We start from the raw sequence: 25,547 nt of genomic DNA on the forward strand, positions 1-25,547 counted from the left end.
ATAGCAAATCCTACAAATCTTCCTGAACGCTGCCCTAGCGCAACGAGGCCAAAATCGGACAAGTCACACCCTGCGCAACAGGTGTTCCGCTCCCGTTCACGCGATGTTTGGCTAAATCGCCTTTATCTCGCCCAACGGCGCGTGCGCGCCGGGGTCAGGCCTGACCCTGGCTGGCAACGGCGGCGGCGCCCGCGGCGGCGGCCTCCGGGTCCAGATAGGTGCCCCCAGGAACGACGGGCCGCAGGTCAGCGTCCAGGTCGTAGCGCAGCGGGATGCCGGTGGGGATGTTCAACCCGGCGATCTCGTCGTCGGACACCTGATCGAGGTGCTTGACCAGGGCCCGCAGCGAGTTGCCGTGCGCCACGATCAGCACCGTCTTGCCGCTGCGCAGGTCCGGGACGATGACGTCGGTGTAATACGGCAGGAAGCGCACGACCACGTCGGCCAGGCACTCGGTGAGCGGCCCGCCACCGATGTCGGCGTAGCGCGGATCGGTGTCCTGGCTGTAGGTGCTGCCCTTCTCGATGGGCGGGGGCGGCGTGTCGTAGCTGCGCCGCCAGGCCATGAACTGCTCGTCGCCGTAGCGGGCCTTCGTCTCGGCCTTGTCCAGCCCCTGCAGCGCCCCGTAATGGCGCTCGTTGAGCCGCCAGGTGCGCCGCACCGGAATCCAGAGCCGGTCGGCGGCGTCCTGCGCCAGGTGCGCGGTCGAGATGGCTCGGCGCAGCAGCGACGTGTAGAGGATGTCGGGCAGCAGGTTGTTCTCGATCAGCAGCTCGCCGCTGCGCACGGCCTCGGTCCGGCCCTTTTCGGTGAGGCCGACGTCGACCCAACCGGTGAAGAGGTTCAGCGAGTTCCATTCGCTTTCGCCGTGGCGAAGCAGTACCAGCGTGGCGGTGTCACCCATGCCGGTCAGTCTCTCACGGGGTGGCTAAGGCGTCGCGAGTGTCACGCCAGAGTGACGCTGACCGCCGAGCGTCACGTCAGAGTAACGCTCGCGGAGCTAGTCCGAATCGTCGTCGATCAAGTGGGCGAACGCCTCCAGGTTCTTCAGCGACTCACCGCGCGACACCCGCCAGTCCCACTCTTTCTGGATCGACGAGCGAAAGCCCAACTCCAGCAACGTATTGAAGTCCGAATCCACCGCTTCGAGCACCTGCCCGAGCACCCGGTCGAGCTCGTCGGCGTCCACCGACGCCAGCGACATGCGCCCCACTAGATAGATGTCCCCGACATTGTCGAGCGTGTAGGCCACGCCGTAGAGGCGCCGGTTGCGCTTGAGCATGAAGCGGTAGACGCCTTCGTGGTTCTCGTCGGGCTTGCGGCACACGAAGGCCTCGACCCGCACGGAATGCTCGCCCACGCTGAGGATGGTGTTCGTCTTGAGCTTGCGCTCGCCGGGCAGCTCCACCACCAGGCCTGGCAGACCGCCATGTGCCCCAGCATGTTTCGAGTAGTTCAGCCCGCTGGCCTGCAGGGCATCCTCGATCACCTGGGTCACCGCTGGGCTCATGCTCCCACCCCGCGGCGCTCGGTGGTGTACTCGCGTATCGCGCGCCGATAGCTGGCCAACAGCGCGTCGGTGGTGTGATCCCAGGAGAACGTGGCCGCATGCGCGGCGGCCGCCCGGCCCATGGCATCGGCCTGCGGAGCGGGCAAAGCCAGCAGCCGGCCCAGCGCGTCCGCCCACTGCCCGACGTCGTGGCCCGCCACCAGAGTGCCGGTCACGCCGTCGCGCACGGCCACCGGCAGCCCACCGACCGCGGCGGCCGCCACCGGCGTCCCACAGGCCTGCGCCTCGAGGGCGACCAGACCGAACGACTCCGAATAACTCGGCACCGCAACCAGATTGGCGGCCTGGAACAACGTGGCCAGATTCGGGCGCGACTGTGGCGGCAGGAACGTGACCCGGTCGGTGATGCCGAGTTCGTCGGCCAGGCGGACCAATCCGTCCGGGGAGGCCAGGCCGCTACCGGAGGGCCCGCCGGCCACCACGATGCGCACCCCGGGCAGTTTCGCGGCCGCGCGCAACACGATGTCGGGCGCCTTGAGCGGCTGGATCCGGCCGACGAACGCGACGATGTCGTCTTCGAGCGGCAGCCCCAACGCGGCCCGGGCGGCCCTGCGGTCGCCCGGGCGGAACACATCGAGGTCCACCCCGGGATGGACGACGTCGATCCGGGGCGGGTCGGCGTGGTGAATCGAGATCAACTGCCTGGCTTCGTCATCGGTGTTGACGATCAACCGGTCCGACTCGTCGACGACCTGTTGCTCGCCGACGGTGCGCAGCGGCGGTTCGGGCGAATCCCCCTGCGCCAGCGCCGCGTTCTTGACCGCGGCCAGGGTGTGCGCGGTGTGCACCAGCGGCACCGCCCAACGGTCGCGCGCCAGCCAGCCGACCTGCCCGGACAGCCAGTAGTGCGAATGCACGATGTCGTAATAGCCCGGCTCGTGCGACGCCTCGGCGCGCAACACCCCGGCCGCGAACGCGCACAGCTGGGTGGGCAGGTCGTATTTGTCCAGGCCCTCGAAGGGGCCCGCCACCACGTTGCGCACCAGCACCCCGGGTGCCACCCGCGCGACCGGCGGGTCGGCGGAGGCGGTCGCCCGCGTGAAGATCTCCACCTCGATGCCCCGGCGCGCCAGGTGCCGCGCGGTCTGCAGCACGTAGACGTTCATGCCACCGGCGTCGCCGGTACCGGGCTGGGCCAATGGTGAGGTGTGGACCGCCAACACTGCGACCCGGCGCGGTTCGTTCAGCCGGAAAACGTCATCGTGGCGCACCCTGTCATCTTTACAGGATGGTTCGCCGGCCAGCCCACGCGCGCCGGACACCCGTCGCGTCAGGCGGAGGACTCGTCGCCGGCCACCTCGCGCAGCCGGGTGTCCAGCGCCCCGGCGCGCCGCATCGCGCCCAGCGGGTCGGCGTACAGCCCGGACAGCGAGACCGTTCCCGCGCCGGCCTCCTGCACCCGGTTGCCGAAGGCGGTGAGGCGGATGTCGCGGGGTCCGAGCACGGAGCGTTCCAGGAACGCCGCCTCCACCTGCGCCATCGCCTCGGGATACTCGGTGAAAGCCTGGCCGCCGACCACCAGTTCGTCGGGGTTGAGCATGTCGCGCAGCAACGCCACGGCCTCGCCGAGCACGCGTCCCCGCTCGGCGAGCAGGTCCTTGGCCTGCTGGTTGCCGGCTCGGGCCACCCGCAGCAGATCCGCGATGCCGGCGGCCGATCCGCTGGCGCGGTGGGTCGGGGCGAACGGCAGGATGCGCTGCTGACGTGCCGTGGCCACGACGGCTTCGTCGCTGACGGTGGACTCCAACTGGCCGGTGCCGCCGAGCAATTCGGACTGCGCCGGCAGGGTCGCGATGGTGCCCGGGCCGCTGGCCGGCACGTGCACCCGCCCGCCGATCACCAACGCGTAGCCCACGGTCTCGCGGGCGTAGACGTACAAGCTGGTCGGCGAGCTCGGCAGGAACCGCCGCATGCCCAGCAGCAACTCGGCGCCGGCCATGGCGTCGACGTGTGAGGCCACCGACACCGGCAGGCCGAGCGCATCGGCCAGCACCTGCCCGACGGGGGCCTGCCGCCAGCCCAGCCGTGGGTGGTCGACCTGGCCGGTGGCGCCGTCGACGGTGCCACCGATGGCGACCCCCACCCACAGCGGCCGCCGGCGATGCCAGCGCCGCAGGTAGCGGCGGGCGCTGTCGGCCAGCGTGGCCAGGGCGGGCCCGGCGGGGTTACGCGGTGTCGGGGTCTCGACCGTGTCGAGGGTGCGCCCGAACAGGTCGGTGGCCACGATGCTGGTGGTCCGGGCACCGATGTGGATGCCCAGCGTCACGAACGGCTCGTGGTTGACCTCCACCGGCACCCGCGGGCGGCCGATCGCGCCGGACACGGCCAGGTCGGCGCGTTCCCGCAGCAAGCCGGCTTCCAGAAGCGCGATGACCTGGCGGTTGACCGTGGCGATGCTCAGCGAGGTGACGCCGGCGATCACGTCGCGGCCGACCGGGCCCCGCAGGCGGACGGCGCGGAAGACGGAGGCCGCCGCCGAGTCGGGGATGTTCAGCGCCGGCGGCACGATCTGCCGCCGCACCGCGCGGGGGCCCTTGTGGCCCGGCAGGTGCCCGACGGCGCGGCCGGCCGAATGATGGGTATGGCTGAGGGTATTCGTGCTCACGAGTGTCCTTAGTTGTCCGAACTTTGCTGGCCGTCTCGGCCACACCTGGCTGGGTCAGGAGCGGCAGAGTGCGCAGCAACAACACACACCCGCCGCGCACAGACACGCGGTGTTGGTGGTGTTGGACAGGGCGCTGAGGAGCACAGGAAAAATCTAGCACGTTCATTAAGGTTGTTTCGATGGTTAAAACTGGCAGGAATGAACGCGTCGCAGTAATCACCGGGGCCAGCTCGGGGATCGGTGCAGCAACCGCCCGAATCCTGGCTGCGCAGGGCTTTCACGTCGTCGCGGTGGCGCGGCGAGAAGACCGGATTCAGGCCCTGGCCAGTGAAATCGGCGGTACCGCGATTGTGGCCGACGTCACAGACGAGGCGGCGGTCGAAACATTGGCGAGCAAAGTGGACCGGGTCGATGTCCTGGTCAACAACGCCGGCGGCGCCCGGGGCCTGGCGCCGGTCGCCGACGCCGACCTCGAGCACTGGCGATGGATGTGGGAGACCAACGTCATCGGCACGCTGCGGGTCACCCGTGCGCTGTTGCCCAAGCTGATCGACTCCGGCGACGGCCTGATCGTCACCGTCACTTCCGTTGCGGCCCTTGAGGTTTACGACGGCGGCGCCGGATACACGGCCGCCAAACACGGCCAGGGAGCACTGCACCGCACGCTGCGCGGCGAGCTATTGGGCAAGCCGGTCCGGCTGACCGAGATCGCCCCGGGCGCGGTCGAGACGGAATTCTCGTTGGTCCGCTTCGACGGCGACCAACAGCGCGCGGAGGCCGTCTACACCGGCATCACCCCGCTGGTGGCCGACGACGTGGCCGAGGTGATCGGATTCGTCGCCTCGCGGCCGTCGCACGTCGATCTGGACCTGATCGTGATGAAGCCACGCGACCAGGCCACGACCTCCCGGTTTAACCGCCAGGGGTAGCGGGGCCGGTGTCGGCCGGTGACGTCGACGTGGTCGGAGTGCCCGACAGGGTCGGCGCGTTGGACGGCGTGACCGGCGCGGTGACCGGGATCTGGGTTGACGGCGGGCGCGCGGTCGGTGGCGGCAGCGCCGACATGGCCACCCAGGTGTCCCAGTCCACGGCCCAGTCCCAGATGTCGCCGTCGGAGTAGGACAGCTGAATCGTGCTGCCGGTGACCTCGACCGGGTCGCCGTACATCGCGGACTGGAAGTACTGCTCGGCGTCGCCCGTCGACAGGTTGATGCAACCGTTGGTGACGTTGGTGTTGCCCTGGGCGCCCGCACTCGCCGGGTTGGCGTGGATGAACTCGCCGTTGTTGGAGATCCGGACCGCCCAGCGCTCGTGGACGTGGCTGTAGCCGGCGGCCGGGTTGGACATGTAGAAGTCGGCGTACTTCTCGCTGACCACGTGGATGCCGTTGCGGGTGACGTTGCGCGCCTTGTCGGCTTCGCCGTAGCTGCACGGGAAGTCCATGACCACGCCCTCGTCGCGGATCACCTGGATGCGGTGCGACGAGACCTCGGCCTTGACGACCTGCCGCCGGCCGATCTGGATGTTCAGCGAGATGTCCTCGGCCCCATAGGCGCTGTCGCCGAACGGCAGGCCGTACAGCTTGGCCTCGACATTGACGGTGGCGCCCGCCGGGTAGTACTCGCGGGTGCGCCAGTGTGCGCGCGCCCCGGCCGCCTCGTCGGGCAGCCAGGCCCAGCTGCCCTCGACGGGCGGGTTCGTGGTGACGGTCAGCGCCCGTTCGACGGCGGCCTTGTCGGTGATCGGCGCGTCGAACTGGATGATGATCGGCGCCGCGACCCCCACGGTCTGCCCGTCGGCGAGCTGGAAGGCGCCGCCGATCTTCTTGGTGGGAGACACCGTGGTGAACTTGCCGGCCACCGGGATCGCCTTGCCGTCGTGCCCAACGGCCGAGCCGCTCCACGTGTAGGTCTGGTCGTAGCCCAGCGGCTCGGAGGTCGTGTAGACGGTGCGGTCGGAGTTGAAGGCGCCGGCTACGGCCTTGCCCGCCGAGTTCGACAGACTGACGTGCTGGAACCAGCCGTCGCGCACCTCGACGCTGACCGGGGCGATGGGCACCACGTTCTCGGTCGCATTGGCCGGCTGGTACTTGAGCTGCGGTGCCGGCTGTTCCTTCTTCTCGGCCTGCTTCGCCGTCGTGCCGCCGCAGGCGGCCAACACGTTGGGGGCGAACACCCCCAGCCCCAGGGTCGCCAAAGCCGCACGCCGGTTGAACGGCCGCGGGGCGCTGGACGGGGTCACGAAAATCAAAGATACCGGGGAAAATCGGCCAGCCCGGCCACGACAAAACGGGGTCGGGCACGCGTCGGCGAAATTAGCGGCTACAGCCTGCAGCCGAGCAGGACGGGCTCGGGGACCAATGTGATGCCAAACACAGCCTGCACGCCGTCGCGGATGGTCCGGGCCAGCGCAATCACGTCCTCCGAGCCGGCGCCGCCGCGGTTGGTCAGCGCCAGCGCGTGCTTGGTGGACAGCCGGCACCGGGCGGTTGCCTCGTCCGGGTAGCCCTTGCCGAATCCCGCCCGCTCCACCAGCCAGCCGGCGGCCAGCTTGACGCCATCGGGGGCGGGGTAGTGCGGCACCGGCCCGTCGACGGCGGCGGCCAGCCGCTCGTAGGCGTCCGGCGCGACCACCGGGTTGGTGAAGAACGAGCCCACGCTCCAGGTGTCGTGATCGGCCGGGTCGAGCACCATGCCCTTGCGGGCCCGCAGGGCCAGCACCGCGTCGCGGACGGCCCGCGGGTCGGCGCGCTCGCCGCCGGCCACGTTCAACTCCGCGGCCAGCTCGCCGTAGCGCAACGGCGCGCTGCGCCCGGACGCGTCCAGCGCGAACTCGACTTCCAGTACGACGGAAGGGATGTCGAGTCCGCTGGCGCCGCCGCGTTTGAACACACTGGTGCGGTAGCCGAACCCCAGCTCGCCGCCCCGCACCCAGCGCACCTCGCCGCTGGCGCGATCGAGCACCCGGACGCGGGTGATGGTGTCGGAGACCTCGGCGCCGTAGGCCCCGACGTTCTGCACCGGGGTGGCCCCGGCCGAGCCGGGGATGCCGGACAGGCATTCCAGCCCGCCGAGGCCGTGCTCGATCGCGGTGACCACGACGTCGTCCCACACCGCACCCGCCTGGGCGCGGACCAGGTGGCCCTCGACGGTGATGCCGTCATTGGCCAGCCGCACCGCGGTCAGGTCGGTCAGGGCGTCGGAGATCACCAGGTTGGAGCCACCGGCGAACACCAGCACCGGATCGCGTTGCCCCCCAGCGGTTTCGGCGTCCAACCGGCGCAACGAGGCGATCACCTGCTCGCTGGTGGTGCAGGTGATCAGGCGGCGCGCGGTCGGCCCGACCCGCAGGGTGGTCAGTGGCGCCAGTGGCGCCGCGTAGGCCACCGCCGCGCCGGCGAACTCCGAACCGGCACCGCTGGATTTCATGGCCCGTAACGGTAGCCTGACCTGCTATGCCGCGTTCATTCGACTTGTCGGCCGATTACGACGGCAGTGTTGACGAGGTTCATCGCGCCTTCACCGATGAGGAGTACTGGCGGGCCAGGCTGGCCGGGTCCGGCGTCGACGTCGCCACGCTGGAGTCGATGCGGGTCGGCGGCGAGTCCGGGGACGAGGACACCGTCGAGGTCGTGACGCTGCAGGTGATCCGCAGCGACAAGCTGCCGGGCATGGTCACCCAGCTGCACGCCGGTGACCTGCGCATTCGGCGCCAGGAGACGTGGGGGCCGGTCACCGGCGGGGCGGCGACGGGATCGGTGGTGGGTTCGATCGTGGATGCGCCGGTGAACCTCGCCGGCACCGCGGTCCTCGAGCCCCTCGCAGAGACCGGCGGCGCCCGGCTGACCTTCCGCGCCACCGTCCAGGTGCGTGTCCCGATCATCGGCGGCAAGTTGGAGAACATCATCGGCGCCCGGCTGGCCGAACTGGTCGCCGCCGAACAGCGCTTCACCACGGAGTGGATCGCCAAAACGGCCTGAGGCCTTCGACGGTCGCCGGGCCTAAGCTGGCGCTCATGCGAATCGCCTTGGCGCAGATCCTCAGCGGAACCGACCCGGCGGCAAACCTGCAGCTGGTCGACGAATACAGCCGCCGGGCGGCCGACGCCGGCGCGAAGCTGGTGGTGTTTCCCGAGGCGACCATGTGCCGGTTCGGAGTACCGCTGGGGCCGGTCGCCGAGCCCGTCGACGGGCCCTGGGCCGATGGGGTGCGCCGCATCGCGGCCGCCGCCGGCATCACCGTCGTCGCCGGCATGTTCACCCCGTCCGGCGACGGGCGGGTGAAGAACACGCTGATCGCGGCCGGCACGGACGATCCCGGCCAACCGGACGCCCACTACGACAAGATCCACCTCTACGACGCCTTCGGCTTCACCGAATCGCGCACGGTCGCGCCGGGACACGATCCGGTGGTGATCACGGTCGACGGCGTTCGCGTCGGGCTGACCGTCTGCTACGACATTCGTTTCCCGGCGCTCTACACCGAGCTGGCCCGCCGCGGCGCCCAGGTGATCGCCGTGTGCGCGTCCTGGGGCGCCGGTCCCGGCAAACTCGACCAGTGGACGCTGCTGGCCCGCGCCCGCGCGCTCGATTCGATGAGCTACATCGCGGCGGCCGGCCAGGCGGATCCCGGTGACGCCGACGGATCCGGGTCGGGGGCACCGACCGGAGTGGGCGGCAGCCTGGTGGTCTCCCCCTTCGGTGACGTGGTCGCGTCGGCCGGGTCGCAACCGCAGCTGGTGGTGGCCGACGTCGACGTCGACCGGGTCACCGAGGCCCGCAAGAGCATCGCAGTCCTGCGCAACCGCTCGGACTTTGCTCAGGTTGATAGGGCAGAATCGGTCGGGTGACGAACCCACAAGGACCACCGAACCCGGACCCGTCGAAGTGGGCCCGTCCCTCCCACCAGGGACCCTTCGGCCAGCCGCCCACCGAGCGGCCGACCGAGCGGATCAGCACCGGCGGCCCGGGACACGTTCCGCCGCCGCCGCCCGCTCCCGGTCCCCCGCCGGGTCAGACCGAGCGGTTCGGCACCCCGCAGCCGAACATGCAGCAGCCCGGCTACCCGCCCCCGCCGACGCCGCCCGCCGGTCCGACCGAGCGGCTGGCCGCCCAACCCGGCGACGACGCGACGCCGGGAAAGAAGAAGCGCCGCTTCGGCCGGGACCCCGTCTCCGTCCTGCTGATCTTCGTCATCGTGTTCGCGCTGATCATCGCCGCGCTCATCGGGGCCGAGCTCTACGTGCGCCACGTCGCGGACACCAAGGTCGCCCAGGCGGTGGCCTGCGAGGTCAAGGACCAGGCGACCGCGTCCTTCGGGGTGACGCCCCTGATGCTGTGGCAACAGGCCACCAAGCACTACACCAACATCTCGGTGCAGACGGCCGGCAACAACATTCGCGATGCCAAGGGCATGAAGCTCTCAATCAACATCAACGACGTTCGCCTCAAGGACAACGGCAACTCGAAGGGCACCATCGGCGCCCTGGACGCCACCATCAGCTGGACCACCGACGGCATCAAGCAGTCGGTCCAGAACGCCATCCCGGTTCTGGGCCCGTTCGTCACCAACACCGTGACCACGCACCCCGCCGACGGGACGGTCGAGCTGAAGGGCATGTTGGACAACATCACGGCCAAGCCGGTGGTGTCGGGCACCGGGTTGCAGCTGCAGATCGTCAGTTTCAACGCGCTCGGTTTCACGATGCCCAAGGAGTCCGTGCAGTCGACGCTGGACGACTTCACCTCGAACCTGACCAAGAACTACCCGCTTGGGATCCACGCCGACAGCGTGCAGGTCACCGATACCGGTGTGACAAGCCACTTCTCGACGCGCAACGCCACCATTCCCACCGGCAACGACAACGATCCCTGCTTCGCCAACCTGTGACGGCGAGCGCCTAGCCGGACGGTTCAGCCCAGGCCGTCGAGCACTGCCCGGGTGCCCGACAGCCCCAGCCGGGTGGCGCCGGCGTCCAGCATCGCGAGCGCGTCCGCGGCGGAGCGGATGCCGCCGCTGGCCTTCACCCCGAGGCGTCCACCGACGGTCTCGGCCATCAGGGCGACCGCGCGCACGGATGCGCCGCCCGCCGGATGAAACCCGGTCGAGGTCTTGACGAAGTCGGCGCCGCCGTCTTCGGCCGCGCGGCACACCCGCGCCAGGGTGGGCTCGTCGGCGAGGGCCAGCAGCGCCGCCGACTCGACGATCACCTTGAGCACCGCGCCGCCGATGGCGCCGCGCACGGCCTGGACGTCCGAGCGCACCGCATCGATGTCGCCGGACAGCGCCGCCCCCACGTCGATGACCATGTCGATTTCGGTGGCACCGGACGCGACGGCCACGGCGGCCTCGTGCGCCTTCACCGCCGGCAGATGCTTACCCGAGGGAAAACCCGCGACGCTGGCCACCCGCACGCCGGTGCCGGCTCGCACCGCGGCGGGAACCATCGAGGGCGAGACGCATACCGCATAGACGCCCCATTCGGCCGCTTCGGCGACCAGGGCTGCCACGTCGGCGTCGGTTGCTTCCGGTTTGAGCAGCGTGTGGTCGACGCACGCCGCCAACTGCGCTCGGCTCGGTTGGGTTGCCATCAGAAGGATTCTTCCGGACCGCCGGGATTGCAGCCGGAGGCGACCATCTCGGCGTCGTCGACGACCGGGCGCCACGGCTCCAGGTTCCAGCTGAGCTTGCCGGGCTGGGCGAGTTCGGCGAACTGCCAGTGGCACAGGAACTGCGCGCGCATGCCGGGGCTGTCGGCGTCCGGGGAGGCGGCCAGCACCTCGCCCCAGGCCTCGTCGGCCAGGGCCGTGGTCGCGGGAATTCTCGAGGCGGCCCGCCCGGCCGGCGACGGGAACACCCGCAGGCTGCTGCGGCCCTGCCACTGCGCCCACTGGGTGTGGTCGATATAGGGCGGGGCCGCGGCGGGCGGGTCCACCGCGCCGCTGCCCGGATCGGGCGCGGCAACGGCGGGCGGCATCGGGCAGCGCAAAGCGACGAGCACCGCGACCGGCGCCGTCAGCAGGACCTTCATTCCGCTAGCGCGACTTACCTTGAATCTCAAGCAGTTTGGGCCGCACGTCGACCAGGTACACACCGGCGGCACAGGCCGCGATCGCCATGCCGAGCACGCCGAACACGAAACCCAAGATGGATGTCAGGGCGACGGCCCCTCCCAGGATCAGTAACCACACCGGCTTGGTCAGCTTCTCGGCGGCGGTATAGGCGTCGGGTCGTTGCAGCGCGGCATGCACGAATGCATAGATCGCCGTGACCAAGACGGCGATCTGCAAGACCAACATGACGGTTCCCACGAGGTGGCTCACGCCTTAAGCGTATGCGGGCACCCGCCAAAACGTCGACTCCGAGCCACCCGGAGGTGACTCGGAGCCGAACGTCGTGAAGTGTCGTGCTTACTTCTGGGTGACCTTCTTGGCGGCGGCCTTCTTGGCCGGAGCCTTCTTGGCCGGAGCCTTCTTGGCGGGGGCCTTCTTGGCCGGCGCGTTGACGGCCTTCTGAGCCTTCTTGGTGGCTGCTTCGGTCTTGCCGGGCAGCTCGATGCCGACCAGCTTGGCGGCGCGCTCGCCGACCGCGCGGGTCTGCGAGGCGACGGTGCCGAGCGCTTCCTGCGTCAGCTCGACGGCCTGGTCCACGTAGCCCTCGGCGCGCGCGGACGCGTCCTCGAAGGCGGTCTGGCTACGCAGCCGCTGCAGGGCCGCCTCGCCGCGCTCGACGAGCTCGTTGTACCGGCTGGTCGCGGCCTCCAGGTAGCCCTCGGCCGCCTTGCGCAGCTCCTCGGTGGTGAACTTGTCGCGCAGCTCGGTGAACTGGTCGGGCAGGTCCTCCTGCAGCTTGGTCAGGCGAGCGCGACGCTCCTCGACCCGGGTCCGGGTTTCGGCGCGGGTCTCTTCGGCGCGCTCCCGCAGGCCGGCGATCAGGTCGTTGACGGTGGCCAGGGCCAGGTCGGCCGCGCCCAGCGCAGCGAGCAGCGGGGCCCGCAAGTCTTCGATGTTCGTGTTTTCCGCCATGGTCTTTCCTTTCATTGCTTCTATCGGCGTTATTCGGTGTTATTAGCTGTCTGGTCGAGAAGTTAGGTGCAAACGTCTCCTTCGCAACTGGGGCCGCCAGTGTGGGGTGGGTCGTTCCGCAACTCAGCTGGAACCCGAAGGTCCTTTCCTTGGGGTAACCGCGACGGCCGGTCGTCTATACATCACCAACTCGCTACCGCGATGTGGCACGCCCGCTTTGTGGCGCAAAACCCCAGCGCAGTTGGTTACGGTGCCGGGTCAAGCGGGAGGGTCACTCGCAGTCGGATTCGGTCGGACACTCCTCTGGGATCGATTCGTTTTGCTGGGTGAACGATGAATAGATGTCGAGCAGAATTTGCTTTTGGCGCTCGGTGATCGCAGTGTCGGTGACGATCGCGTCCCGCACCTGACTTTTGTCGCTGGGCTCGAGAATCCCGGCGCGCACATAGAGAACCTCGGCGGAAACCCGGAGGGCCTTCGCGATCTGGTTCAGGACATCGGCGGAGGGCTTACGCAACCCACGCTCCACCTGGCTCAGATAGGGATTGCTGACCCCGGACTTTTCGGCGAGCTGGCGCACCGACACCTGCGCGAGTTCACGCTGGCTACGGATGAAACTGCCGATGTCGGAGGCCATGTCGGAGGCAGCGTTGGACACCTTGGCGGAGAGCTTCTCCTCGGGTGTCATGGCGTGCTCCTGGTCGTGACTGATCTTGACGCGGACCAGATTACTACAAGTGCTTGCTATTGCAAGCACTTGTTAGCACTGCTAGAAAATCCGCTAGATCAGGAGCTGCGCGACGGCATAGATCGCCAAACCCGCCAGCGACCCCACGACGGTCCCGTTGATCCGGATAAATTGCAGGTCACGGCCCACGTGCAATTCGATGCGCCGGCTGGCCTCCTCGGCGTCCCAACGCTCGATCGTGTCGGTGATGATCGCTGTGATCTCCACCCCATACTGCGAGACCAGATGCTGAGCCGCCCGGACCAGCCAGTTGTCGACCTTGTCGCGCAGGTCCGCGTCGTCGCGCAGCGATTCCCCGATGCGCACGACGGTGTCGGCGATCCGCGTGCGCAGGGTGCTCGACGGGTCGTCCACACCCTCGAGCACCAGCCGTTTCAGCGTCTTCCACGCGGTCGCCGCGGCGTTGGCGATCTCGTCGCGCGCCATCAGCTGCTCTTTGATCGCGTCGGCGCGGGCGATGGTGTCCGGGTCATGCTGCAGGTCGTCGGCGAAGTCGAACAAGAAGCGGGTGGCCGAGCGGCGCAATTCGTGGTCGGGGTTGCGGCGCACCTTGTCGGTGAAGTCCATCAGCTCGCGGTGGATGCGGTCGCCGACGAGGTGGTCGACGAAGCGCGGCGACCAGGTAGGTGAGTCGCGCTCGACCACCCGCTGGATGACCTCGCCGGCCTTCAGCGACCACTGAAAGGCCCGGTCGGCCAGCAGCTGGATCAGCGCCTCCTGCCGGTGCTCGGCGAGCAGCGTCGCCAGCACGCGCCCGACCGGCGGGCCCCACTGCGGCTCGGCGATGCGGCGCACGATCATCCGGTCGATCACCTGCTGGACGTCCTCGTCGCGGAGCAGTTCGACGAGCACCCGCAGCACCGTGGCCGTCTCGCTGGCCACCCGCTCGGCGTGGGCGGCCTCCGAGAGCCACTTCCCCAGCCTGCCGGACACCTGGGCGTCGCGCAGCTTGGTTTCCACCACCTCCGGCGACAGGAAGTTCTCCCGCACAAAGGTGCCCAGACCCTCGCCCAGCTGGTCCTTCTTGCGTTTGATGATCGCGGTGTGCGGGATGGGAATGCCCAGCGGGTGCCGGAACAGCGCGGTCACCGCGAACCAGTCCGCCAGGGCGCCCACCATCCCGGCCTCGGCGGCGGCGCCGGCGTATCCCACCCAGGCCCCCGGGCTGGCGTGCGCCTGGGCCCACCGGCAGGCGAGGAACACGCCGGTGGCACCGATCAGAAAACTCAGTGCCACCATCTTCATCCGGCGCAACGCCACCCTGCGCTGCGCGTCGGCCTCGGGATCGGCGCCGGCGAAGGATTCGGCCAACGATGCGCGGCCGGGGTGCGCGGCGGTCAACGGCGTCGCCGAATCGGGCCTCGCCGCCGGCGGGCCGGACGCTTCGCCTCGCACCGAGGCTCGATGTGCCACCACTCCATCATCTATCTTTCCCGCGAATTGGTGTGACGACACTGTTCGCGACGTCTCACCGACGCCCGGCCAGGCAAGAAACCGGACCCCTCACGCCGTAAGATCGGGGGCGTCTAGGGAATGGGAAATCGGCGACAGTGACAGAGCAATTCACGGCTGCGAGCGTCAAAATGGACGGGCGCAAGCGGCGCTGGCATCAACACAAAGTGGAGCGTCGTAACGAACTGGTCGACGGCACGATCGACGCGATTCGCCGACTGGGTGGCGCACTGAGCATGGATGAGATCGCCGCCGAGATCGGGGTCTCCAAGACGGTGCTGTACCGCTATTTCGTCGACAAGAACGACCTGACGACGGCCGTGATGATGCGGTTCACCCAGACCACCCTGATTCCGAACATGGCCGCGGCGCTGACGTCCAACCTCGACGGCTTCGACCTGGCGCGCGAGATCATCCGCGTGTACGTCGAAACCGTCGCGAACGAACCCGAGCCGTACCGATTCGTGATGGCCAACAGCTCGGCCAGCAAGAGCAAGGTCCTCGCCGACTCCGAGCGCATCATCGCCCGCATGCTCGCGGTGATGATGCGCCGCCGGATGCAACAAGCCGGGATGGACACCGGCGGCGCGGAACCATGGGCGTATCTGATCGTCGGCGGGGTGCAACTGGCCACCCACTCCTGGATGTCCAACCCGCGGATGAGCCGCGACGAGTTGATCGACTATCTGACCATGCTGAGCTGGAACGCCCTCAAGGGAATCGTCGAGGTCGGCGGATCGCTGCAAAAGTTCCGCGAGGAGCCCCACCCGTCGCCGATCGTGCCGCCCCGCGGGCTCGAGGGTGGGTCCGGCCCCTAACGAGGCGCGGGCAGCGGCCAGACCGTTTGGGGATTACGGCCGTTCCGTGTGAGGGTAGGACGCGCCTTGGCATGGCGACTTGCACCGTCGCAGGTATTAGCATGCAGGGGAGCGTCGGGGGACAAAACGGGGTTATTTGGTTGTCAGTCCCTGCCGCCCGCATATAGAAAGGCTCGTGTTCGACATGTCCGTGCAGCTGACGCCGCATTTTGGAAACGTGCAAGCCCATTACGACTTGTCCGACGATTTCTTTCGACTGTTTCTCGATCCCACGCAGACCTACAGCTGCGCCTACTTCGAGCGCGACGACATGACGCTCGAAGAGGCGCAGATCGCGAAGATCGATCTGGCGCTGGGAAAGTTGAAGCTCGAGCCCGGGATGACGCTGCTGGACATCGGTTGCGGCTGGGGGGCCACCCTGCGGCGGGCCATCGAGAAATACGACGTCAACGTCATCGGCCTGACCCTGTCGGAGAATCAGGCCGAGCACGTGCAGGAGTCGTTCGACCAGCTGGACACCCCCCGCACCAGGCGGGTGCTGCTCGAGGGCTGGGAGAAGTTCCACGAGCCGGTGGACCGGATCGTGTCGATCGGGGCGTTCGAGCACTTCGGCCGCCAACGGTACGGCCGCTTCTTCAAGATGGCCTACGAGGCGCTGCCCCCCGGCGGAGTGATGTTGCTGCACACCATCGTTCGGCCGTCGTTCAAAGACGCCCGCGCCAAGGGCATGAAGCTGACCCACGAAATCGTCCAGTTCTCGCAGTTCATCCTCGCCGAGATTTTTCCGGGCGGCTGGCTGCCGACGCCGCAGACCGTCGGCGAATACGGCGTGACCGTGGGCTTCGACCTGACCCGCGTCCAGTCGCTGCAGCTGCACTACGCCAGGACCTTGGACCTGTGGGCCGAGGCACTCGAGGCCAATCGCGAGCAGGCGATCGCCATCCAGTCCCAAGAGGTCTACGACCGGTACATGAAGTACCTGACCGGCTGCGCGAAGCTGTTCCGCGAGGGGTACACCGACGTCAACCAGTTCACGTTGGAGAAGTAACCGGCTCAGCAAAGCAATCAGCCCCGAACGGCTCACCGTTCGGGGCTGACGTGTCCCGCGTTACTTGACCAACGTGAATTGCCCCACATTGGTGATGCCTTTGCGGAAGAAGTTCTCGCATCCCGTCAGATAGTGCATGTACCGGTCGTAGACCTCTTGGGACTGAAGGGCGATCGCCTTTTCCTTGTTGGCCTCCAGATTGGCCGCCCAAATGTTGAGGGTTCGCTCGTAATGCTTCTGCAGCAACTGCACCCGCTCGACCGAGAAGCCGGCGGCCTCGCCGAATTTGAAAATGTCTTCCTGGGCCGGCAGCTGCCCACCGGGGAAAATCTCCTGGCCAATAAATCGCGCGAAGCGGATATCGTTCATCGTGATCGAAACGCCGCGCTCATATTGCTGTTTCTGCGTGTAGGTCAAGATGGTGTGCAAAAGCATCCGTCCGTCATCGGGAAGGATGTCGTAGGCGCGCTCGAAAAATGCCGAATAGCGCTCCATCTTGAACGCTTCGAAAGCGCCGATCGTGACAATCCGGTCGACCTTGTCCTCGAACTCTTCCCAACCCTGCAGGCGCACCTCAATGTTGCGACTCGTCGGCAATCCGGCCAGCATGTTCTTGCTGTACTCAAACTGATTGCGGCTCAGCGTGATTCCGATGACATTGACGTCATACTTCTCGACTGCCCGATTCAGCGCGCCGCCCCAGCCGCAACCGATGTCCAGCAGCGTCATCCCGGGCTCGAGGTTCAGTTTTCCCAGCGCCAGATCGAACTTCGCAATTTGCGCCTCTTCGAGAGTCATGTCATCGCGCTCGAAGTAGGCGCAGGTGTAGCCCATCGTGGGGTCGAGAAATAACGCGAAGAATTCGTCCGAGACGTCGTAGATGGACTGCGACTCCTCGTAATAGGGCTCCAGTTTCGTCATCCTCGATACATCCCTTTCGTCCTATTTGTCGCGAGCATATTAACCGACGGCACGGCGGCCGGTCGGGGCGCGTCGCCGAAGTCGATGGCAGCTCAGTAGGAGTAGAAGCCCTGGCCCGTCTTTTTGCCGAGCCGGCCCGCCTCCACCATGCGCAGCAACAGCGGTGGCGGCGCGTAGTGCGGTTCCTTGAACTCCTCGAACATCTTGTCCGCGATCAGCTTCAAGGTGTCCAGACCGACGAGGTCGGACAGCCGCAGCGGGCCCATCGGGTGCGACAACCCGGCCACCACCGCCTTGTCGACGTCTTCGACCGTGGCAAAACCGGCTTCCACCATGCGGATTGCCGACAACAGGTACGGCACCAGCAGCGCGTTCACCACGAAGCCGGACCGGTCGGAGCAACGCACCACCTGCTTGCCCAGAACCGCGCTCGCGAATTCCTCGGTGCGCGCGGCGGCGGCGTCGTCGGTGACCAACGTGCTGACCAACTCGACCAGCGGCAGCACCGGAACCGGGTTGAAGAAGTGCAGACCCAGCACGCGTTGCGGGTTCTTGGTGGCCGCGGCGATCTTCATGATCGGGATGCTGGATGTGTTGGAGGCCAGCACCGCGTCGGGATCGGTGATGACCCGGTCGAGCTCGGCGAACACCTGCGCCTTGATGGCGTCGTCTTCGATGATCGCTTCGATGACCAGTTGGCGGTCCGCGAGGTCCGCCAAGTCCGTGGTGAAGGTGAGCTTGCTCAATGCCCGGTCGCGCTCGCGCTCGGTCACCTTGCCGGCGCTGACGCCCCGTTCCAGCGACTTGATGATGCGGTTGCGGCCGGCCGTGATGAGGGCCTCGGTGGTCTCGAACACGGTCACGTCGACACCAGCGCGGACCGAGACCTCGGCGATGCCGGATCCCATCTGGCCGGCCCCGACAACCCCTACGCGCTGAATCGTTGCGTCACTCACTTGATCTCTCTCCGGTTCTCTCCGGTAACCCGTATCGTCTTGCACCGCAATAGGCCCCGCCCAGGATCAGCTGGGCGGGGCCTACGCTACTTCATCTCAATTTCCGGGCGCGGCTTGCGCCGAGGGCTCAGTGACGCAACCCGTCGGTTTCACCTCGTCCACGCGGGCCAAAGCCCGCTCGTCCTCAGTGACGCAACCCGTCGGTTTCACCTCGTCCACGCGGGCCAAAGCCCGCTCGTCCTCAGTGAAACTGGCCCTCTTCGGTGGAGCCGGTCAGCGCGGTGGTCGACGAGGTCGGGTCCACCGTGGTGGCGATGCGGTCGAAGTAACCGGCACCCACCTCGCGCTGGTGCTTGGTGGCGGTGTAACCGCGCTCCTCGGCGGCGAACTCGCGCTCCTGCAGCTCGACGTACGCGCTCATCTGGTTGCGGGCGTAGCCGTAGGCCAGATCGAACATCGAGTAGTTCAGGGCGTGGAAGCCGGCCAGCGTGATGAACTGGAACTTGAATCCCATTGCGCCAAGCTCCTTTTGGAACTTCGCGATGGTGGAATCATCGAGGTGCTTCTTCCAGTTGAACGACGGCGAGCAGTTGTACGCCAACATCTGGTCGGGGAACTCGGACTTGACGCCCTCGGCGAACTTGGCGGCCAGCTCGAGGTCCGGGGTGCCGGTCTCCATCCAGATCAGGTCGGAGAACGGAGCGTAGGCCTTGGCCCGCGCGATGCAGGGCTCCAGGCCGTTGCGGACCCGGTAGAAGCCCTCCTTGGTCCGCTCACCGGTGATGAACGGCTGGTCGCGCTCGTCGACGTCGGAGGTGATCAGCGTGGCGGCCTCGGCGTCGGTGCGGGCGATGACCACGGTGGGGACGTCGCACACGTCGGCGGCCAGGCGGGCCGAGGTCAGGGTCCGGATGTGCTGCTGGGTCGGGATCAGCACCTTGCCACCGAGGTGACCACACTTCTTCTCCGAGGCCAGCTGGTCCTCCCAGTGCGATCCCGCCACACCGGCGGCGATCATGGCCTTCTGCAGCTCGTAGACGTTGAGGGCACCACCGAAGCCGGCCTCACCGTCGGCGACGATCGGCGCCAGCCAGTTCTCCACCGAGGTGTCGCCCTCGACCTTGGCGATCTCGTCGGCGCGCAACAGCGCGTTGTTGATCCGGCGCACCACCTGCGGCACCGAGTTGGCCGGGTACAGGCTCTGGTCGGGGTAGGTGTGGCCGGACAGGTTCGCGTCACCGGCAACCTGCCAACCCGACAGGTAGATGGCCTTGAGGCCGGCGCGCACCTGCTGCACGGCCATGTTGCCGGTGAGGGCGCCCAGCGCGTTGATGTACTCCAGGTCGTGCAGTTGCTCCCACAGCACCTCGGCGCCGCGCCGGGCCAGGGTGGCCTCCTCGACTACGGTGCCTTGCAGGGCGACGACGTCCTCGGCCGTGTAGGTCCGGGTGACACCCTTCCAACGCGGGTTGGTGTCCCAGTCCTTCTGGATCTGTTCGGCGCTCTTGGGGGTGCCAACGACAGACATTGGGCATGCTCCTTCACGATCTTCACTACTGAGTTGCGGACGCCTCACCGGCGGTAGCTAGCGGCTCAACTTCGCTGGTGTGCTAACTCGAAGATGGCACAGCTCATAGGGGCCGGTCCACCCGTTTCAGTTGCCAATTTAAGCAACGGGACGGGCCGATTTTGCGAAGCTTGCGAAGTCGCGAACAAACTTAACCGTTTCAGAAGCTACCCGTCAGTAACCCCAAAGCCGCAGGTCACGCGCAATTTAACCGGGACGCTTGTCCTGTTAGCGAGCAAAGATCGCGGCGACGGCTTTCGCCTCGTCACCGACGGCATATGTGAGCGTTGTAACAGTGCGATCGGCCAGCCCGGGACCGAATTGTTCGGTGGATCCTGCCGGGTGAACGTGCGAGATGATCTCCAGCTTGTCGCCCAGCGCCACCGGCGCCTCGTGCTCGATGGTGATGCGCAACGGCAACTGCATCAGCTCCAGGTGGGAGGCCAGGTAGTCCTCGATGACGCTCCAGTACACGGAGTTGTTCATGTGGTCGAACAGGTCGATGTCGGTGACCCGGACCGGAAACTCGTGGATCTCGACCGCGTCGTCGCGGCTGCCCGGCTTCAGATACGACTTCCACCGCAGCCGGTCGACGGAGGTGGTCTTGTGCAGGCCGGCCAGGAAGTCGTCGGAGATGCGCGAGGGCATCTGGGTGTCGCGGTTGATGTTGATCCAGAAGGCTTCGGACTCGATGAGCCCGCCCTTGCGGCCGTCGATGCGGACCCGCATCTCGCACCACCGGTTCGAGGTGCCCGAACACCACCTGCGACACCGCAGCATGTCCTGGAATTCGATCGGGCGGATCACATCGACCATGGTGCGGCGGACGATCCACAGCGGGTGGGTCTCCTCGAAGCCCATCTCGCGCAGCTGGTCCTGCCCGATGTCCTGGATGTGCCGGCAGGCCGCGTCCAGCCGCAACCGGCCCGTGCGATCGATATCGGCCACCCGCAGCGGCCATTCGCGGTCGAACACGTCGGGGTGACCGTCGGGCACCGGCATCAGTTGTTTGTCCAGGCTCACGGCCTCGCTCCCCATTTCCTCCTCGTGGTCACCCCAGGCTAAGGCCTGCGGCCCCGGTCGCATCATGCCAACGGGGTGCGCCGAACACCAATCCCGGCGCGACTGCCACGGATGCCAAGTCTGCGAACCGCATCTTCGCATCGCCGGTAACCTCGGTGAAGTGTCCAAAACGTTCGTCGGGTCACGCGTTCGCCAGCTCCGCAACGAACGCGGGTTCTCCCAGGCCGCGCTGGCCCAGATGCTGGAGATCTCGCCCAGCTACCTCAACCAGATCGAGCACGACGTTCGCCCGCTGACGGTGGCCGTGCTGCTGCGCATCACCGAGGTGTTCGGGGTGGATGCGACGTTCTTCTCCTCGCAGGACGACACCCGGCTGGTCGCCGAGCTGCGCGAGGTCACCATGGACCGGGACCTGGACATCGACGTCGACCCCACCGAGGTCGCCGAGATGGTCAGCGCCCATCCCGCGTTGGCCCGCGCGGTGGTCAACCTGCACCGGCGCTACCGGATCACCACGGCGCAGCTCGCGGCGGCCACCGAGGAGCGGTACTCCGACGGCAGCGGCAGCGGGTCGATCACCATGCCGCACGAGGAAGTGCGCGACTACTTCTACCAACGGCAGAACTACCTGCACGAGCTGGACACCGCCGCCGAGGACCTGACCATCAAGATGCGGTTGCACCACGGCGATCTGGCCCGCGAGCTGACCCGCCGGCTCACCGAGGTGCACGGCGTGCACATCAACCGGCGGATCGACCTGGGCGACACCGTGCTGCACCGCTTCGACCCCACGACCAAGACGCTGGAATTCAGCAACCACCTGTCGTTGGGGCAGCAGGTGTTCAAGATGGCCGCCGAATTGGCCTACCTCGAGTTCGGCGATCTGATCGACACTTTGGTGGAGGAGGGCAAGTTCACCAGCGACGAGTCACACACCCTGGCCCGGCTGGGGCTGGCCAACTACTTCGCCGCGGCCACCGTGCTCCCCTACCGCCAGTTCCACGACGTCGCGGAGAATTTCCGATACGACGTCGAGCGGCTGTCGTCGTTCTACTCGATCAGTTACGAGACCATCGCGCATCGGCTTTCGACGTTGCAGCGGCCGTCGATGCGCGGCGTGCCGTTCTCGTTCGTCCGGGTCGACCGCGCCGGGAACATGTCAAAACGTCAGTCCGCCACGGGTTTTCACTTCTCCTCCAGCGGAGGCACCTGCCCGCTGTGGAATGTGTACGAGACCTTCGCCAATCCGGGCAAGATCCTGGTGCAGATCGCGCAGATGCCCGACGGCCGCAACTACATGTGGGTGGCCCGCACCGTGGAACGGCGCGCGGCCCGGTATGGTCAGCCGGGTAAGACCTTCGCGATCGGCCTGGGCTGCGAGCTTCGCCACGCTCACCGGCTGGTCTACTCGGAGGGACTCGACGTCTCGGGGGAACCAGGAACAGTGGCCACACCCATCGGCGCGGGCTGTCGGGTCTGCGAACGCGACAACTGCCCCCAGCGCGCATTCCCCGCGCTCGGCCGCGCACTGGATCTCGACGAGCACCGCAGCACGGTGTCCCCCTATCTGGTGACCCAACCGTGAACCCGCCGACGACGATGCAGAGCGAAGCGATGAGGCGGGGGCACCTCCCGCTTGCGGGGGAGAGCGGCGCATGAACGCCGTGTCGGACGGCCGCATCCCGCCGGGGCGGCTGCGCGAACTCGGGCCCATCAACTGGGTGATCGCCAAGCTCGGTGCGCGCACCGTGCGGGCCCCGGAGATGCACCTGTTCACCACCCTGGGTCAGCGCCGCCTGCTGTTCTGGACCTGGTTGGCCTACGGGGGCCGGCTGCTGCGCGGCAAGCTTCCGACCATCGACACCGAACTGGTGATCCTGCGGGTCGCGCACCTGCGCACCTGCGAATACGAGTTGCAGCACCATCGCCGGATGGCGCGGGCGGCCGGCCTGGACGCCGAGCTGCAGGCCGCGATCTTCGCATGGCCGCAGCAGCTGGACCCGGTCGACGCCCGCCTGACCGTGCGTCAGCAGGCGCTGCTGGCGGCGACGGATGAGTTCGTCAAGGACCGGACCGTCACCGCCGAGACCTGGCGGGCGCTGGCCACCCATCTGGATCGGCGGCAGCTGATCGAATTCTGTTTGCTGGCAAGCCAATACGATGGCCTGGCCGCGACCATGTCAGCGCTCGAGATTCCGCTGGACCATCCGCGCTAGCTACAGGTAGACGTCGGCGAGGATGGCCAGCGTCAGTATCACGGGAAGCACCGGCAGCGCGAACGCGAACGCCGCCCACGGCCGCTTGCCACGCCGGCGCTGCCGCAATCCCCAGAGCGCGGCGACGATCCCCAGCACCACCGATGCCAGCAACACCAGGGGGCCCCACTGGCCCGCGGTCGAGTTGTCGCCGTTCGAAATGGCCAGCAGCCACAGGACATAACCGGTCGCCAGGCCACCGGCGGCACCCGCGACGGCATCAGGACGGACGACGGTGCGCATATCTCGTGGCTCAGAAATTGATCATGTGCCCGGTCAGGCCGTGGAAGCATTCCTGCAGCGCCTCGGACATGGTCGGATGGGTGTGCACGTTGCGGGCGAGCTCGGTGGCGGTCAGGTCCCACTTCTGGGCCAACGTCAGCTCCGGAAGCAGTTCGGAGACATCGTGGCCCACCAGGTGTCCGCCAAGCAGCTCACCGTATTTCGCGTCGGCGATCAGCTTGACGAACCCGCTGGGGTCGCCCACGCCGTGGGCCTTGCCGTTGGCGGTGAACGGGAACTTCGCCACCACCACGTCGTGGCCTTCGTCGCGGGCCTGCTCCTCGGTGAGCCCGAAGCTGGCGACGTTGGGCTGGCAGAACGTCGCGCGCGGCATCATCCGGTAGTCACCGAGCGCCAAAGTTTCTGCGCCGGCGATGGTTTCGGCAGCCACCACGCCCTGGGCCTCGGCGACGTGGGCCAGCTGCAGCTTTCCGGTGACGTCGCCGATGGCGTAGATGTGCTCGATGTTGGTGCGCATGTAGTCGGTGATCCCGATGGCCTTGCGGTCGGTCAGCGCGACGCCGGCCGCCTCGAGGCCGAACCCCTCGACGTTGGGTGCAAAACCGATGGCCTGCAACACTTTTGCGGCTTTGAGTTCCTGTGAGTTCCCGTCCTTGCTGACCACCACGGTCACCTCGGACCCGTTGTCTGAGATGGACTCGACTTTGGTGTTGGTCAGGATTTTGACGCCCAGCTTCTTGAACTGCCTCTCGACTTCCTTGGAGACCTCGGCGTCCTCGTTCGGCAGGGCGCGCGCCAGGAACTCGACGACGGTCACGTCGACGCCGTAGTTGCGCAGCACATAGCCGAACTCCATGCCGATCGCCCCGCAGCCGGCGATGATGATCGACTCCGGCAGCTCCCGGGACAGGATCAGTTCCTCGTAGGTGACCACGTTGGCCGACAGTGACGTGCCGGGGACCAGGCGGGTGCTGCTGCCGGTGGCGATGATGGCGTTGTCGAACGTGACGGTCTCCGTGCCGCCCTCGTTGAGCTCGACCGAGATCGTGTTGGCGTCGGTAAAGCGGCCGTAGCCATGGATTTCGGTGATCTTGTTCTTCTTCATCAGGAAGTGCACGCCGGCGACGCGGCCCTCGGCCACTTTGCGGCTGCGGTCAAAAGCGGCGCCGTAGTCGAAGGTCGCCTCGCCGCTGATGCCGAACGTCTTGGCCTCTTTGGTGAAGATGTGGGCGAGTTCGGCGTTGCGCAGCAGCGCCTTGGACGGGATGCACCCGACGTTGAGGCAGACGCCGCCCCAGTACTTCGGTTCGACCACCGCGGTGGACAGGCCGAGCTGGGCGGCACGAATGGCTGCGACATATCCGCCGGGACCGGCCCCGAGGACGACGACGTCATAGTGAGAAGTCACGAGCCCACCCTAGTTGGCCATGGCCCCCGACGGCCGCCCGGGCGAGCCGTCAATACGGAATGACGCTGACGAGACAGTGCCCCATTCGTTCGCAGTGGTAGTAGCCGTACAGGGGCGCCGCGGCGACCAGCGCGGCGAACGGGCCGGACATCATCGCCACCGAGAGCGCCGAGACCAGCGGCCGGCCTTCGGTCATCGCCAGCATCACCCCGCCGACGATGCACACCACCACGTAGACCAGGACCACGAACAGCGCCGCGGTCTTGTCGGCCGAGTGATACCACCAATAGAACAACCCCAGCCCGATCACCGCCGCCGCGGACCACACGCCCAGCAGCACCAGGGCCAGCTTCCACCATTTGAGGTAGAGATATCGGCCGGGCACGTTGATCGGTTGCACCGGTCCGGCGGGCTCGGGCGGCTCCTGCTCGCCGGCCTCCGGCGTGGGCGTCGCGCCCGCCGGTGCGGCGGCGGGCTCCGGCACGGGCACCGCGGGGTGCTCGCCGGTGTCGTCGTCGAAATCGGGCACCCAGGATTGGGTGCCGGTGTGCTCGGAGTCGTCGTCGGAGAAGTCCGGTACGAACGCCTCGGTGCCGGGGCTCGAGGCGTCCTTGTCGTCAGCCACCGGCGGTCACCCGCAGGGCGACGAGCACACCGAACCAGCCCGGCGCCACCGACAGCAGGAACGCACCGAGCATCGTGACCCACCGGCGCCCGGAGAACAGGATCGTCGCCAGCCCGGCGACGCTGGGGATGCCGACCACCGACGCGATGGCGAGGCCGGGGCGGACGCCGGCGTGCGTCGCCACGGTGCACGCCACGCCCGCCAAAAGTCCGACCGCACTGCCGATCAGCATGGCGCTGGCCAACACCCAGGGACGCGGAAGGGGGATCACTTTCTCGACTGTAC

General features: G+C 67.5%; 28 protein-coding genes. 8 read left to right on the plus strand and 20 right to left on the minus strand.

Translation table 11 applies throughout. From position 1 onward, the window contains the following. Positions 1-154 precede the first annotated feature (154 nt). From AC5Y5B_RS02280 to AC5Y5B_RS02295, 4 genes are all read right to left on the minus strand, one after another. Complete coding sequence (locus AC5Y5B_RS02280) at positions 155-904, minus strand: phosphoglyceromutase (RefSeq protein ID WP_112631613.1); 750 nt, start codon at positions 902-904, stop codon at positions 155-157. 96 nt (positions 905-1,000) lie between these two features. Then, positions 1,001-1,510, minus strand: coding sequence for a type III secretion system chaperone family protein (locus AC5Y5B_RS02285; protein ID WP_112631614.1), 510 nt, complete (start codon positions 1,508-1,510; stop codon positions 1,001-1,003). Beyond that, positions 1,507-2,781 carry a D-inositol-3-phosphate glycosyltransferase gene (gene mshA, locus AC5Y5B_RS02290; RefSeq protein WP_112631615.1) on the minus strand — a complete coding sequence of 425 codons (1,275 nt, stop codon included), beginning with the start codon at positions 2,779-2,781 and terminating at the stop codon, positions 1,507-1,509. The genes AC5Y5B_RS02285 and mshA overlap by 4 nt, the downstream gene beginning before the upstream one ends. 59 nt (positions 2,782-2,840) lie before the next feature. Then, positions 2,841-4,118 (minus strand): ROK family protein, encoded by a 1,278-nt coding sequence (locus AC5Y5B_RS02295; RefSeq protein ID WP_205869023.1) that lies wholly within the window; start codon positions 4,116-4,118, stop codon positions 2,841-2,843. Positions 4,119-4,354: 236 nt separating this feature from the next. Here AC5Y5B_RS02295 and AC5Y5B_RS02300 point away from each other — a divergent pair, with 236 nt between their 5' ends. After that, complete coding sequence (locus tag AC5Y5B_RS02300) at positions 4,355-5,104, plus strand: SDR family oxidoreductase (RefSeq protein WP_112631617.1); 750 nt, start codon at positions 4,355-4,357, stop codon at positions 5,102-5,104. Here the strand turns inward: AC5Y5B_RS02300 and AC5Y5B_RS02305 are convergent. Together AC5Y5B_RS02305 and AC5Y5B_RS02310 are read right to left on the minus strand one after the other, a co-directional pair. Beyond that, positions 5,088-6,425: a L,D-transpeptidase gene (locus tag AC5Y5B_RS02305; protein ID WP_112631618.1), complete on the minus strand. Its 1,338-nt coding sequence runs from the start codon at positions 6,423-6,425 to the stop codon at positions 5,088-5,090. The genes AC5Y5B_RS02300 and AC5Y5B_RS02305 overlap by 17 nt on opposite strands. Before the next feature lie 71 nt (positions 6,426-6,496). Beyond that, on the minus strand, positions 6,497-7,603 hold the full coding sequence (locus tag AC5Y5B_RS02310; RefSeq protein WP_112631619.1) for a UDP-N-acetylmuramate dehydrogenase: 1,107 nt from the start codon (positions 7,601-7,603) through the stop codon (positions 6,497-6,499). A 26-nt stretch (positions 7,604-7,629) separates the two neighbouring features. Here AC5Y5B_RS02310 and AC5Y5B_RS02315 point away from each other — a divergent pair, with 26 nt between their 5' ends. The 3 genes from AC5Y5B_RS02315 to AC5Y5B_RS02325 are packed head-to-tail and all read left to right on the plus strand — an operon-like array spanning position 7,630 to position 10,063. Beyond that, entirely contained in the window at positions 7,630-8,154 is a 525-nt protein-coding gene (locus tag AC5Y5B_RS02315) for a DUF2505 domain-containing protein (protein WP_112631620.1), read from the plus strand. Positions 8,155-8,189: 35 nt separating this feature from the next. Then, positions 8,190-9,023, plus strand: a complete 834-nt coding sequence (locus tag AC5Y5B_RS02320) for a carbon-nitrogen hydrolase family protein (protein WP_112631621.1) — start codon at positions 8,190-8,192, stop codon at positions 9,021-9,023. Then, positions 9,020-10,063, plus strand: coding sequence for an LmeA family phospholipid-binding protein (locus AC5Y5B_RS02325; RefSeq protein WP_205869019.1), 1,044 nt, complete (start codon positions 9,020-9,022; stop codon positions 10,061-10,063). Before AC5Y5B_RS02320 ends, AC5Y5B_RS02325 begins: the two co-directional genes overlap by 4 nt. 23 nt (positions 10,064-10,086) lie before the next feature. Here the strand turns inward: AC5Y5B_RS02325 and deoC are convergent, their stop codons facing one another. From deoC to AC5Y5B_RS02355, 6 genes are all read right to left on the minus strand, one after another. Continuing rightward, on the minus strand, positions 10,087-10,764 hold the full coding sequence (gene deoC / locus AC5Y5B_RS02330; protein ID WP_112631622.1) for a deoxyribose-phosphate aldolase: 678 nt from the start codon (positions 10,762-10,764) through the stop codon (positions 10,087-10,089). Further along, on the minus strand, positions 10,764-11,204 hold the full coding sequence (locus tag AC5Y5B_RS02335; protein ID WP_112631623.1) for a DUF2599 domain-containing protein: 441 nt from the start codon (positions 11,202-11,204) through the stop codon (positions 10,764-10,766). Before AC5Y5B_RS02335 ends, deoC begins: the two co-directional genes overlap by 1 nt. 4 nt (positions 11,205-11,208) lie before the next feature. Beyond that, positions 11,209-11,496: a DUF2516 family protein gene (locus AC5Y5B_RS02340; RefSeq protein ID WP_067103121.1), complete on the minus strand. Its 288-nt coding sequence runs from the start codon at positions 11,494-11,496 to the stop codon at positions 11,209-11,211. A gap of 87 nt (positions 11,497-11,583) precedes the next feature. Then, positions 11,584-12,198, minus strand: coding sequence for a heparin-binding hemagglutinin HbhA (hbhA, locus tag AC5Y5B_RS02345; protein ID WP_112631733.1), 615 nt, complete (start codon positions 12,196-12,198; stop codon positions 11,584-11,586). Positions 12,199-12,469: 271 nt separating this feature from the next. After that, positions 12,470-12,886, minus strand: coding sequence for a helix-turn-helix domain-containing protein (locus AC5Y5B_RS02350; protein WP_112631624.1), 417 nt, complete (start codon positions 12,884-12,886; stop codon positions 12,470-12,472). A 93-nt stretch (positions 12,887-12,979) separates the two neighbouring features. After that, on the minus strand, positions 12,980-14,362 hold the full coding sequence (locus AC5Y5B_RS02355) for a DUF445 domain-containing protein (RefSeq protein ID WP_112631625.1): 1,383 nt from the start codon (positions 14,360-14,362) through the stop codon (positions 12,980-12,982). Positions 14,363-14,529: 167 nt separating this feature from the next. Here AC5Y5B_RS02355 and AC5Y5B_RS02360 point away from each other — a divergent pair, with 167 nt between their 5' ends. Beyond that, positions 14,530-15,216 (plus strand): TetR/AcrR family transcriptional regulator, encoded by a 687-nt coding sequence (locus AC5Y5B_RS02360; protein ID WP_430917863.1) that lies wholly within the window; start codon positions 14,530-14,532, stop codon positions 15,214-15,216. 184 nt (positions 15,217-15,400) lie between these two features. Continuing rightward, a complete protein-coding gene (pcaA, locus tag AC5Y5B_RS02365) occupies positions 15,401-16,264 on the plus strand; it encodes a cyclopropane mycolic acid synthase PcaA (RefSeq protein ID WP_112631734.1) in 864 nt (287 codons plus the stop codon). A 60-nt stretch (positions 16,265-16,324) separates the two neighbouring features. On the opposite strand, the gene AC5Y5B_RS02370 is transcribed toward pcaA, so the two are convergent. The 4 genes from AC5Y5B_RS02370 to AC5Y5B_RS02385 form a co-directional block, all read right to left on the minus strand. Further along, the gene (locus AC5Y5B_RS02370; protein WP_500003204.1) at positions 16,325-17,185 is read right to left on the minus strand and encodes a cyclopropane mycolic acid synthase family methyltransferase; all 861 of its coding nucleotides are present in this window, start codon (positions 17,183-17,185) and stop codon (positions 16,325-16,327) included. 92 nt (positions 17,186-17,277) lie between these two features. Beyond that, positions 17,278-18,141 (minus strand): 3-hydroxybutyryl-CoA dehydrogenase, encoded by an 864-nt coding sequence (locus AC5Y5B_RS02375; RefSeq protein ID WP_112631628.1) that lies wholly within the window; start codon positions 18,139-18,141, stop codon positions 17,278-17,280. Between the two features lie 241 nt (positions 18,142-18,382). After that, a complete protein-coding gene (aceA, locus tag AC5Y5B_RS02380) occupies positions 18,383-19,669 on the minus strand; it encodes an isocitrate lyase (protein ID WP_112631629.1) in 1,287 nt (428 codons plus the stop codon). 267 nt (positions 19,670-19,936) lie between these two features. Continuing rightward, entirely contained in the window at positions 19,937-20,731 is a 795-nt protein-coding gene (locus AC5Y5B_RS02385) for an acyl-[acyl-carrier-protein] thioesterase (RefSeq protein ID WP_112631735.1), read from the minus strand. Positions 20,732-20,891: 160 nt separating this feature from the next. Between AC5Y5B_RS02385 and ramB the strand changes: the two genes are divergently transcribed. Next, positions 20,892-22,316 (plus strand): acetate metabolism transcriptional regulator RamB, encoded by a 1,425-nt coding sequence (gene ramB, locus AC5Y5B_RS02390; RefSeq protein WP_112631630.1) that lies wholly within the window; start codon positions 20,892-20,894, stop codon positions 22,314-22,316. Positions 22,317-22,386: 70 nt separating this feature from the next. Further along, complete coding sequence (locus tag AC5Y5B_RS02395; RefSeq protein WP_112631631.1) at positions 22,387-22,947, plus strand: carboxymuconolactone decarboxylase family protein; 561 nt, start codon at positions 22,387-22,389, stop codon at positions 22,945-22,947. Here AC5Y5B_RS02395 and AC5Y5B_RS02400 read toward each other — a convergent pair whose 3' ends face one another. The 4 genes from AC5Y5B_RS02400 to AC5Y5B_RS02415 are packed head-to-tail and all read right to left on the minus strand — an operon-like array spanning position 22,948 to position 25,533. Beyond that, positions 22,948-23,229, minus strand: coding sequence for a hypothetical protein (locus AC5Y5B_RS02400; protein ID WP_112631632.1), 282 nt, complete (start codon positions 23,227-23,229; stop codon positions 22,948-22,950). 10 nt (positions 23,230-23,239) lie between these two features. Then, positions 23,240-24,637, minus strand: coding sequence for a dihydrolipoyl dehydrogenase (gene lpdA, locus AC5Y5B_RS02405; protein WP_500003211.1), 1,398 nt, complete (start codon positions 24,635-24,637; stop codon positions 23,240-23,242). 49 nt (positions 24,638-24,686) lie between these two features. Continuing rightward, positions 24,687-25,262, minus strand: coding sequence for a hypothetical protein (locus AC5Y5B_RS02410; protein WP_500003215.1), 576 nt, complete (start codon positions 25,260-25,262; stop codon positions 24,687-24,689). Then, positions 25,255-25,533, minus strand: coding sequence for a putative holin (locus AC5Y5B_RS02415; protein WP_205869020.1), 279 nt, complete (start codon positions 25,531-25,533; stop codon positions 25,255-25,257). The genes AC5Y5B_RS02410 and AC5Y5B_RS02415 overlap by 8 nt, the downstream gene beginning before the upstream one ends. Positions 25,534-25,547: the final 14 nt, after the last annotated feature.

The sequence above is a fragment of the Mycobacterium sp. NGS33 genome (genome assembly GCF_059812885.1).